Genomic DNA, 12,014 nt, shown 5'->3' with positions numbered 1-12,014 from the left:
CCTTATGAGGAAATAATTACTCATAAAAAGAGAAGTGACAATGACAACCAGAAAAACAAATCCACAATTTCGCATCTAGCCAAGACTGCTTCATTGCTTTTCGTATATATTTTGAACAGCTGTCATGAATAAAGTTCAACCCAATTGATGATTTTTTATGCAATTTTGCTAATTTAGAATAAGACTACATATAAACAATGAGTTACATCGCTCTGTTAACAATTTCCTTTAGATTATCTTTGGTAGTAAAGCGTCCTTTTTCGTCGGTTGTGACCTTTCCGAGGCAAGTTTCTGGGTCATGAGTAAAGTAAAGGTAGCCTTCTTCCTTGATAAGACGATCCAGCAATAGCTTCTTTTCCTCAATCAGATTTTCCGGGAAACGGTCATAACCCATGGTAATTGGTAAATGAACCCAGGGAACACCTGGAATCAAATCTGCAGCAAACACCACAGGCCCCTGCTCTGTGCTAATCTCGGTCAGTAACATACCCGGGGTATGGCCGTTCGAAACAAAGAATCGGTAGTCATCACCGAGCAAATCACTATGCTCACCCTCAATCAGATGGAGGCGGCCCGTTTGCTCGAGCCTATCCGTAAGCCCAGGAATAAATGAAGCTTTGTCGCGAGGATGTGGATTTTTAGCACGTTCCCAGGCCTCCTTGCCGATAATAAATTCAGCATTTGGAAACAGTAACTCAGGCTCTTTGCCATCCTGCCATTGGCTTAGCAGGCCTCCTGCATGGTCAAAGTGCAGGTGCGATAAAACCAGAATATCAATATCCTCATGGCTCACGCCCGCCTCAGCCAAGGATTTCAGTAGCACATGCTCATCTTCCTGCACACCATAGCGATCTTTAAACTTAGGCTCGAAAAAAGCACCGATACCGGTCTCGAAGAGTATGGTTTTATCACCATCTTTGACCAGTAAGGCACGGCAAACCAAATCGATACGGTTTTGGTCATCCACCTCAACCCATCGCTGCCATAACGCCTTAGGCGCATTACCAAACATGGCACCGCCATCAAGCTTCTGTGAATTGCCTAAAATTGAGTAAAACTGTTTTGTCATTCTATAACCTTTTAGAGTCTTCTTTGCTTTTGGACTTATAGTGGATTTCTTCGAGCTTAAAAGCAAATCGTTGATTGGTATCGAGTGATTCAATGTCCAGGTTGATGGCTACAGGAATATGGGTACTGGTAACTTCCAGCAAATTCCAGGTTGGATCAACCGCCACCCAATGGTCGTCAATCAGGACTTCAACCCAGACATGACCACCAAAGCGCTTTTCATGATCGCCCAGATAAACCAGACCATTGACCTCCCGCGCAGCTATGTTTGCTGCCGACAACATTTCAATTAATAACTGGCTGTATTCGGTGCAGTCGCCAATTTTATTTTGCAGAATGTCGTCAATATTAAACCCGGCTGGCACTGGTTGGTAATTGAGATAGTCATAGACATATCCCACCAGTTGTTGCACCTTCTGCCAGTCACTGTCCAAATCAGCAACGGCTTGCAAAGCAAGAGTACGCGCAATCGGGTTCAGCGACTGTCTGCCAGCCTTAAAGTGCTCCATATCTTTGCTCGAAGCTTTGTATCTACTACCGGAACTTAATTGAATGGTGTCCCTGGCCGCATTGATGGTGACCGCTGGATGATGCTCAAACCAGTCCAGCTCACCATTCTGCACACTAAGGGTTAAACTCTTTATCTGATTTGCTGCACCTAAGGGTTTGTCGACTACAACGCCGCTATTCAGGTACAGATCGCTTTGCATTTCAGGGTTAAGTGTTACCCGACGCGAACTGGCCACATACTCCATACCATTGGCAAAAGCATGCAGCTTATAAACACCGTCTTTCGCCATTCTATGCCAGCTCACTTCATTACTCGGATGCTGTTGCTGTAAAGCGATATAGGATTGATAAGCTTTGTTTTTTAGAACCTGATAGCGACTGGTTTCAACCTTGAAGGTCTGTGTGTTCAAGGTCTTATTTTCAAAGCTCTCGCTGGGAATCGATCCACGCTCAATTAAACTGGGAATCCGGAAATAATCTTGTAAAGTGTATTCGACGTGGGTGAATGACTTCTCATAAAGCTGGCCATTGCGCTTTTCTTTAAGCTGGAGCTGTTCGTCATTGCTAAAAGTTGATTCGACGGTCAGTTGTGGCTCTTCTGTATAAAGCCTTCCGCCAATAAGTTCGTAGGGAGCTCTACTGGAAAAATCTAATTCACGAATGTAACGAAACTGAAAACGACGGCCCTGCACACGCCCTTCCAGATAATCACTTTCAATCACCGTGAACTGTTGATCCTTCTTTTTCAATTCAACGCTGGCTCGACCAACAGCCTGGTTATGCCAGTTGATTTGATACCACTGCTTGAAAGGTTTGAGGGTTGCTGTATCCCAACGATAGTCTGGAGAGGTTTCTCGCAGTCCCAGCCACAATAGGGCTACAACTGCGAGTAATAATACACAGAACTGAAATAACCGATATTTAAATAGCGTCGTTAGCCTCGTCATGCTTGGCTATTTTAAAGTTCAACAGGCCATAAATAAAGGAAACTATCGGATTGACCAGATTAAAGAAGGCATAAATCCAATAAGCACCAGTAGCAACGCCAAGCGTGGCCGCCATATAAGCACCGCAGGTATTCCATGGAATCAGCGGTGAAGTGATGGTGCCAGCATCTTCCAGCGTTCTTGACAGGTTTTTGGCATCTAATCCACGACGTTTGAATTCCGCTCGATACATGCGACCAGGAAGTACAATCGCAATGTACTGATCGGCGGCAATGACATTCATGCCGATACAGGTCAGAAGTACTGAACCGATTAAGGAACCTGTGGACTTGGCCATACCAATAATCGAGTAGACCAATTTATGTAGTAGACCGGTTTTCTCCATTGCTGCGCCAAAACTCATGGCACAAATAATCAGCCAAACCGTATTCAACATGCTGGTCATGCCGCCACGACTTAACAGGCCATCAAAGATTTCATCGCCAGTGCTAATCGAAAAGCCGCTGAACATTGCAGTCCACACTGCTGAGACATATTGCATCGCCGCTGACAAATCAGAGTTATTAACAAATTTAGCAATCACATCGCCCTGAGTCAGCATAGCAAACAAGCCACCTAATAAAGCACCAATCAGGATGGTAGCTACTGCCGGCACTTTTTTGATGGCCATGGCAAAAACTGCCACCAACGGAATCAATGACCAGAGGGTGATATTGAAGTTAGCATCAAGCAAGGCCAGGGTGGATTCCAGCTCAAGGTTTTCAGCCGGAATATCGCTGGTTAAACCGAAATAAGTGAACAGTATTAACGCGATAATTAAGGATGGTGTAGTGGTCCAGACCATGTGGCGGATATGGGTGAACAAATCCGTACCAGTAACTGCTGGAGCAAGGTTAGTGGTGTCAGATAGCGGTGACATTTTATCACCAAAATAGGCTCCCGAAATGATAGCACCAGCGGTAATCGCAGGATCTAGCCCCAACCCTTGTGCTATACCAATCAGGCCTATACCGACTGTACCAGCAGTAGTCCAGGAGCTACCAATACTTACAGCAACAATGGCACAGATAATACAGCTTGCCACATAGAAATAATCGGGCGACAGGATCTGCAGGCCATAATAAATCATGGTCGGCACCGTACCTGCCAGAATCCAGGTGCCAATTAAGGAACCTACCATTAACAAGATCAACATGGCTCCCATCGCCAAACTGATACCATCAACGATACCCGCCTCAAGTTCCTTCCAGGTTTGTCCATTGAACAAGCCAATAAGAACCGCAATTGCAGCACTTAAAATCAGGGCAATCTGATTCGCCCCATAAGACGAGTCGCTGCCAAATAATTTGACTGAGAAAAATAGCAGTACAATCAAAAAAACTACAGGCACTAAGGCCTGTAGCATACTCGGTTGTCTGTCCGACGAATCAACCATATTTTTTCCTACTTAATTGTTGATACGGTTACTTTAAGTGAATTACTTTAAGAGAGTTACTTTCTGTAACCGGTATTTTTATCGGTATCCAAATCTTTGTAGCGATCACGCAACTTGGTTGAACGGTTTTCCATGCTGACAGCTTCACCATCAATCCAAACCTGTTCAGGAAGTGTTGTCACTTCAAGTGGGTCACCATTCCAAAGCACTAATTCGGCTTTGTAACCTTCGGCAATTTGACCATAAGTTTCGTCGCCACCAAAGTACCCGGCTGGAGTAGACATCATGGCTGCTAATGCTTTGTCATAATCCATGCCATAAGCCACAGCATTACCCGCCGAATGACGCACTGTATAAGCATTATGGGTCGCCAGGAAACCCTGACCTAAGAACATGACCTTAACACCTGCTTCTGACAAAATCGCAGCGTTTTCGTAACGCTTACCCAAAGATTCGAAGCTATCCGGTAAGTTATCCATTGGATCTACAAATACAGAAGCATCAGCTTCTGCTAACTGATCCGCAACCTTCCAGGCTTCTGCAGCACCCACAAAACCAATACGGATATTTTGCTCTTTAGCAAAATCTAACATGGTTAAAATATCGCTTTCACGCTGAGTATTCACCAGCAAAGGAATTTCACGGTTTATAACAGCCTGTAGTGCTTCAAGATCGGCGATACTATAAGTCAGTTCTCTAAAATCGCCCTGCTCAATGGCTGTACGATTTTTCTGATAAAGCCTTGCTTCATCAAATGCCTTATTCAGCTCAAACAAAACACTGGCACGCGAACCGCCCATACCTTCCGCCGACCATTCACCAAAAGCTGTGAAGATAGCAACGTCCTTTGCAATCAGTGGATGATACTGATCTTTCAAAGACATGATGGCGCCCTGTCCGGCAAACACTGTTGAGCCAACTTGGGGCGCAACCAAAGTACGAGTGACGCCATTTGAGCGATTAACAGCGACCAGCGTCGAGTTATGGTTATAAACCTTATCCACGCTAAATGAAGCACCCTGCTCTTCATGTTCAGTACGCGCATCTGCTGTTTGCTCCTGCGAACCCAGCTCAACCAGACCAATTTGCGTAATCTGGGCAAAGATACCTGGCGTAACTACCTTGCCTGCACCGTCAATAACAGTGTCAGCTTCAACGCTAAGATCTTCGCCAACTGCTTTGATAACACCGTCCTCAAACAATACATCTCCAGACTGCAAAACACCCTGTGATGAGAGAGTATGAATTTTGGCATCTTTAATTAAAGTTGTTTCAGCACTGCAAATACCTGCAATTAGACTTGCTACGCCAAGAGCAGCAGCAACAGACTTGGCTAAAGATTTTGTCGATAATAAGCTCATAGCGCTGCCTCCTCCTGTGCTTCAACATCGAAGTCATATTGACCTAGCTGGAAGTCGCTGACGGGTTGATATTTTTCATCATGACGGTCATACATGAGCGCACCATCAATAAAGACTTTCTCAGCTTTGCTATAAACGCTGAAAGGATTACCGTCCCAAAGTACGACATCCGCCATTTTGCCGACTTCAAGACTACCGGTTTGCTCCCCAATACCCATCGATTTAGCAGGATTAATGGTAATCCACTCAATCGCTTTTTCAGGAGTGATCTCCATGCCCATAGCATTTCCAGAAGCCATGGACTTGGCAGCATCTTTATTCAAATGCTGAATACCAGTTGGAGAATCGGAGTGGACAATGGCACAAGCGCCAGCTTTTTCTACTAGAGCAACATTCTCAGGAACCATGTCGAAGGCTTCCTGTTTAAAGCCCCACCAGTCAGACCAAAGAGCTGAGCACACATTGTTTTCTGCTAACTTATCTGCAATTTTGTAAGACTCAACTGCGTGATGGAAAGTAGAAATCAGGAAGTCAAACTCGTCGGCAATCTCCAACATCAACGCCATTTCATCGGCACGATAACAATGGTTATGAATCAAAATTTCACCTTTTAAAACACCGGCAAGAGTTTCCATTTGCAAGTCGCGTTTAGGTGGCTTGCCATTGCCCTCGCCATTCTCATAATCTTCCCACTGTTTTTTATAATCAGCAGCTTTAATCCAGGCATCGCGGAAGCCTGCAATATTGGCCATACGTGTCATTGGTGAACGACCTTTGCTACCATAAACGCGTTTAGGGTTTTCACCACAGGCCATTTTCAAACCGTGTGGAGCGCCCGGGAACTTCATTTCCATAACAGAACGCGCAGGCACATTTTTCAAAGTGACTGTACGACCACCAATCAAGTTAGCTGAACCCGGTAGAATTTGCATAGAAGTAACACCCCCAGCCAGCGCCAGTTCAAACTGAGGATCATGCGGCCAGACTGAATGCTCAGCCCAAACTTCCGCAGTCACGGGCGCGGTCATTTCGTTGCCATCTGCCGCCGAATCAACTCCGGGAGCTGGATAAACACCCAAGTGCGAGTGGACATCAATTAAGCCCGGAGTCACCCATTTACCATTTGCATCGATAACTTCAAGATTATCATCGGTAGGAGTTTCAACATCAGTTCCAACTGCAACGATTTTACCATCTTTGAATAGTACAGAGCCCTTATCAATTTTATCGCCAGCAGCGGTAAGAATCGTTGCATTTTCGATCAGCACCGGGTGATAGCTATGCGCCTTATAAGTAGATTCAAATGCGGTATTAGGCTCTACATCTTTTTTATCTTCTTTTTGCGGTTTGTCGCAAGCAGACAAAAAAGCAGCGCTAATCAGCGCTGCCAGAGTGAGCCGGGTTTTTGCAGGAACTTTAATCATTATGCTCTCCCGAAACTAAAATTAACCAATAACTACGACGCCAAAGAAGCGATCTAAAATAGTTACAACAGTAATCAAACCTAAAACAACTGGACAGAAGAAGGTAATCGCAAAATCAATATATTTTGCTACCCACTGCGAGCCACCTTCACGACCAATCGCTATCTCTGCATTCAAGTTGTTCTTTTTCCAGACATAAGCTACGAAAATTGAAATCAGGGCACCGCCCAATGGCAAGAAGGTATCACTGGCAATAGCTTCAACGAAATCCATGAAGGTTACGTATTGCCATTCAGCATTTTTGTTCATGTGGATGAACTGCGTCAGGCTTTCGACAGAGCCATTACCTAACAGAGAAGGAATGCCAATCAAGAAAATCAAAGCTGCCATGCCCCATACAGCTACTGGTCTTTTAATTTTCTTCTCATCAACCAGATAAGAGACAGGAACCTCAAGCAAAGAAACCGTTGAAGTTAAAGCTGCAAAGCATAGCAATAAGAAGAATAAAGAACCGACAACCACACCCAATGTCGGGCCAAAGCTTTCAAATACACCAGGCAAGGTTGCGAAGATCAAACCAGCGCCACCATCTACTCCTTCCATTGTGCCCTGAGTTAAATAGGCTACAAATGGGAAGATCATCAGGCCGGCAAGGAATGCAATTGAAACATCAGTCAGGGTGATTAAGGCAGCAGACTTAACAATATCTTGCTTCTTTGATACGTAACTACCGTAAGTAATTAAAGCGCCCATACCAAGAGAAAGCGAGAAGAAAGCCTGGCCTAATGCAGAGTAAACTACTTCACCAGTAATCTCAGAAAAGTCAGGAATCAGATAATACTTAATACCAACACCAGCGCCATCTAACGTCATTGCATAAACGATCAGGCCAACAATCATTAAGAATAGCGTTGGCATTAAAATGGTTGCAGCACGCTCAATTCCGTCATGAATACCACGCGACACAATAAAAGCTGTTATACCCATGAAAACCAGACCGTACAGACCAATTTTCTGCCAGTCTGTGATAAAGCTGCCGAATTCTTCACCAATGCCAAAATTGCCCTGAATCATTTCAAGGAAATAGCCAAAAGCCCAACCAGCAACAACATTATAGAAAGAAAGAATTAAGACACCGGCAATAACGCCCATAAAGCCAACAAAGGCCCAGTTTTTGTGACCTAGCTTTTTAAAAGCACCAACGGGATTAAGATTGGTTTTACGGCCGATGGCGATTTCAGACACCATCACCGGGAAGCACAACAGGAAACAGAAGGCTAGATAAATGACAACGAAAGCTGCGCCGCCCCCTTCTCCTACTTCAAATGGAAACTTCCAAATATTGCCGAGACCTACTGCTGAACCTGCAGCTGCGAGAATAAAACCTATGCGAGTATTAAACTGACCGCGATCTGTTGCCATATGATTTACCGAATTATATGTCTGTTATTAGTAGGGTCTGTTGACCCTTAATTTGCCCCAGCCGCTAATAACATCATAATTATTCTTATCACTCAAGCAGATCGAATAATATAGTTACAATTTTTTTAATGGTTCTCATTAGCTGAACAAATAGTAATCAGCCAAGTCCATAACTGTTAATTTTATCGACACTTAGTAAGTCGCAGATAAACGCCAAGCATAAAAAAGGGGCTTAAAGCCCCAATTCGTTTTCAATACTCTTTTTAAGCCCATAAGCTCTTGGCAACAGACGGTTATAGAAAAACTCCATAGACTCCTGCTTTCCTTCCTGCCCTGTCTGCGCCATTTTCAACCATAGGTATCCATATAAGCTCAAGGCCATATAATGCAGGTAATCGCAGGCAATATACTGCTGCTTGTCCTGATCAGATGCAAATTGCTCAACAATCTGCTTCGATAATGTTTCCAGCTCAGTAAGCTGAGCTACAAGCTGAGACTTTTGCACCGAGTCACTGAAATTTGCAATATCCTGGCGCATATCCGTCAACAGCTCAGCCAGGAAAGCACCCTTGTTAGCGACAATCTTGCGTCCAATAAGATCCAGCGCCTGAATACCATTGGTGCCTTCATAAATCTGAGCAATACGCGCATCACGAACATGCTGCTCCATACCCCACTCGCGCACATAACCGTGGCCACCGAACACCTGCTGGCCGATGGTGCAGACTTCGTAACCGATATCGGTAAAGAAAGCTTTGGCAACTGGAGTCAGTAACGCAGCCATATTTTGGGCTTTGCTGACAACAGCTTCATCTTCAGAATGGAAAGCCTCATCCAGCCATGCGCCTAACCAGACGGCCAGCGCACGACCTGCCTGAGTATAAGCCTGCATGGTTTTGAGCATACGCTGTACATCGCCATGACGTATAATCGGAGCTGTTCCCTCAACACCTTCAGCACGTCCCTGCAAACGATCATTGGCATAATCAAAAGCCTGCTGATAAGACATTTCGCCAAGGCCAATACCCTGCAAGCCAATTGATAGGCGCTCAAGGTTCATCATGGTGAACATGCAGCGTAAGCCTTGATGTGGGCCACCGATAAGAAAGCCGGTAGCGTCATCCATATTCATGACACAGGTGGAAGATGCCTTAATGCCCATTTTGTGCTCTATTGAGCCACAGCGAATACCATTGCGTTTTCCGAGCAAGCCATCATCATTGACCATAAATTTAGGGACTAAGAAAAGACTGATACCTTTAGGGCCAGCAGGTGCATCAGGCAGGCGGGCAAGCACCAGGTGGATAATATTATCCGCCATATCATGCTCGCCGCCAGTAATGAATATTTTTGAGCCAGATAGCTTGTAGGTGCCATCCTCCTGAGGTTCGGCTTTAGTCTTCAAAATACCAAGATCCGAGCCAGCATGCGCTTCGGTTAGGCACATGGAGCCAGACCACTCACCGCTAATCAGCTTGGCAAGATATTTGTCTTTGGTTGCATCGTCAGCGTGAGCCTGTAGTAAGTGGTATGCACCAGCAGTAAGACTGCCGTAAAGACAGAATGATGTATTGGCCGAATAGAACATCTCTTCGACCAGGACATGTAATGCTTTTGGCAGACCCTGCCCGCCATATTGTGGGTTAGCCGTTAATGATTGCCAGCCTCCTTCTACGTAGGCCTGATAGGCTTCTTTGAATCCTTTCGGGGTGGTCACAACACCGTCGTTATACTGACAACCTTCTTCATCACCCGAACGGTTAATCGGCTGCAACACGTTTGTTGCAAACTTACCTGCCTCTTCCAGAATGGCGTTATAGAGCTCCGCGTCAAATTCCGAAAAGTCAGCAATACCTTTAAGTCGGTTTTCCAAATCAAAAACATCCTTGATCAAGAACATCATGTCTTCAACTGGGGCTTGGTATTGCATGGTCTCTCCTAGGTCATTAATAAATTTCAGGCAAAAAAAACTCTGGCGACCACCAGCGCAATGCCGTGGTCAGACCAGAGTCAGTATAGGAAAAACCTAAAGAGTTTGTCTAGCCCTAATCAGCTTGATCTGTCTTAAAGTGTTCCCAGTAGTCTTTAACCGTATTCTTCATGTCTTTATGGAGTAGCAGAATACCGACCAGATTAGGAATGGTCATCAGAGCCACAGTCACATAGGCCAGCGTCCAGACCACCGTTGAATCGACAATAGCACCCAGGAAGAATAACGCAACGAAGGCTACACGGTACGGCAATACAGACTTGGGACCGAACAGATAGATGGCTGCCCTGTCACCGTAATAGGACCAGGCAATCGCTGTAGTAAAGGCAAATAGCAGCAGGCCTAGAGACACGATATATTTACCGCTTTCACCCATATAACCTTTAGTAAATGCAACTGCGGTTAGCTCCGCTGAGTGGATCAATGACTTACCCTCCACAACAATAGAGGAATCTTCCAATGTTCCATTTGAAACAGGAATTTCTCCAGTTATAGGGTTGCCATCCTTATCCATATAAATCACATCTTCAGCAATAGACCTTGCGTTTAAGAGTGTGAAGCCGTCAGAAATAGCCTTACCATCTTGTAGAGAGATTGTTCCAGTAAACTTTTTAATTTCAGATGGAACTGATCGCTTTTCGTCCAGATGGATCATTAACTTATTAACGTCTTCTGGATTGCCGTCTGTGTAATTTCCAACAACAAATTCCATATCCGTACGATCGAAGGAGTTATGATGCTTTTCGCTCCAGACGCCCGAGGACAGGATAACCAGACCAGTTAACGTACAGATAATGATGGTATCAATGAAAGGCTCAAGTAGTGACACCATACCCTCTGAGGCTGGTTCTTTGCCTTTAGCCGCTGAGTGAGCAATCGCCGCAGAACCCTGACCTGCTTCGTTTGAGAATAGGCCACGGTTAACGCCACGATCCATGGCATAAGCAAAACTTGCACCCAGAAAGCCGCCGACCGCTGCCGAACCTGAGAAAATACTACCGAAGATTGCCTGGAATGAAGGAATGATATTTTCGTAGTTATAGGCAATAACCAAGACAGCACCGACAACATACACAACCGCCATAAAGGGCACGATTTTCTCAGCCACTTTGGCAATACGCTTAATGCCGCCAATAATAACTAGCGCTAATAGCACAGCCAAAACACCGCCTGTTACCCACTCTTCGATATTAAAAGTGGTATTCATAACCTGAGCGATGTTGTTAATCTGCGGCATGTTACCGCTACCGATTGAACTGATAATGGTTGCCAGTGCAAAAATCACTGCCAGCCACTTCATGTTCAATTTCTTTTCCATGTAATACATGGGGCCACCCGCCATGGTGCCATCTTCGGTTTTTTCACGGTACTTGTGCGATAGTGTGACCTCAACAAACTTGGTCGTCATACCAAAGAATGCCGTCACCCACATCCAGAACAAGGCCGCAGGACCACCGATAAAAATCGCCAGTGCAACGCCACCGATATTACCGGTACCGACAGTACCTGATAAGGCAGTGGTTAATGCCTGAAAGTGCGAAGTATCGCCAGGAGAGTCTTCTTTTGCATATTTGCCACGAACAATTCGAGTTGCCTGGCCAAAATAGCGAATTTGTGGAAAACCTAGATACAGTGTGAAGAAAACACCCACACCTATTAATAAATAAGGAAAATATCCTGCTGAGCCTAGAAACCCATCAATATATAAGAGTGCATTATTAATTGTTTCGACGATATCCAAAATCGGAACCCCATTGTTAATTTGTTAGAATCTTTGAGTGGCATAACCTTACCACAAGTATAAAAAGCTTGGCTAGACTACCCAAAATCATCCTCTAAGTCACTATATTCTAAGGG

8 protein-coding genes are annotated in these 12,014 nt (G+C 44.9%); all 8 read right to left on the bottom strand.

Annotated features, from left to right (window positions below):
* Positions 1–202: 202 nt before the first annotated feature.
* The 8 genes from HUJ19_RS07660 to HUJ19_RS07625 all read right to left on the bottom strand — a co-directional run bounded on the left by HUJ19_RS07660 (position 203) and on the right by HUJ19_RS07625 (position 11,898).
* Positions 203–1,069 (bottom strand): MBL fold metallo-hydrolase, encoded by an 867-nt coding sequence (locus HUJ19_RS07660; RefSeq protein ID WP_290623127.1) that lies wholly within the window; start codon positions 1,067–1,069, stop codon positions 203–205.
* 1 nt (position 1,070) lies between these two features.
* The gene (locus tag HUJ19_RS07655) at positions 1,071–2,525 is read right to left on the bottom strand and encodes a transglutaminase family protein (protein WP_290623126.1); all 1,455 of its coding nucleotides are present in this window, start codon (positions 2,523–2,525) and stop codon (positions 1,071–1,073) included.
* Positions 2,500–3,960 (bottom strand): Na+/H+ antiporter NhaC, encoded by a 1,461-nt coding sequence (gene nhaC / locus HUJ19_RS07650; RefSeq protein WP_290623125.1) that lies wholly within the window; start codon positions 3,958–3,960, stop codon positions 2,500–2,502. Before nhaC ends, HUJ19_RS07655 begins: the two co-directional genes overlap by 26 nt.
* Before the next feature lie 56 nt (positions 3,961–4,016).
* Complete coding sequence (locus HUJ19_RS07645; protein WP_290623124.1) at positions 4,017–5,321, bottom strand: amidohydrolase family protein; 1,305 nt, start codon at positions 5,319–5,321, stop codon at positions 4,017–4,019.
* Complete coding sequence (locus HUJ19_RS07640) at positions 5,318–6,745, bottom strand: amidohydrolase (RefSeq protein WP_290623123.1); 1,428 nt, start codon at positions 6,743–6,745, stop codon at positions 5,318–5,320. The genes HUJ19_RS07645 and HUJ19_RS07640 overlap by 4 nt, the downstream gene beginning before the upstream one ends.
* A gap of 21 nt (positions 6,746–6,766) precedes the next feature.
* Positions 6,767–8,167 (bottom strand): sodium-dependent transporter, encoded by a 1,401-nt coding sequence (locus HUJ19_RS07635; RefSeq protein WP_290623122.1) that lies wholly within the window; start codon positions 8,165–8,167, stop codon positions 6,767–6,769.
* Positions 8,168–8,399: 232 nt separating this feature from the next.
* Complete coding sequence (locus HUJ19_RS07630) at positions 8,400–10,097, bottom strand: acyl-CoA dehydrogenase family protein (RefSeq protein ID WP_290623121.1); 1,698 nt, start codon at positions 10,095–10,097, stop codon at positions 8,400–8,402.
* A gap of 115 nt (positions 10,098–10,212) precedes the next feature.
* Positions 10,213–11,898 (bottom strand): sodium:alanine symporter family protein, encoded by a 1,686-nt coding sequence (locus HUJ19_RS07625; RefSeq protein WP_290623120.1) that lies wholly within the window; start codon positions 11,896–11,898, stop codon positions 10,213–10,215.
* Positions 11,899–12,014 lie beyond the last annotated feature (116 nt).

The organism is Kangiella sp. (genome assembly GCF_014762745.1).
In the GTDB taxonomy this organism is placed as follows: domain Bacteria; phylum Pseudomonadota; class Gammaproteobacteria; order Enterobacterales; family Kangiellaceae; genus Kangiella.
This window is presented reverse-complemented; position numbering and strand designations above follow the sequence as displayed.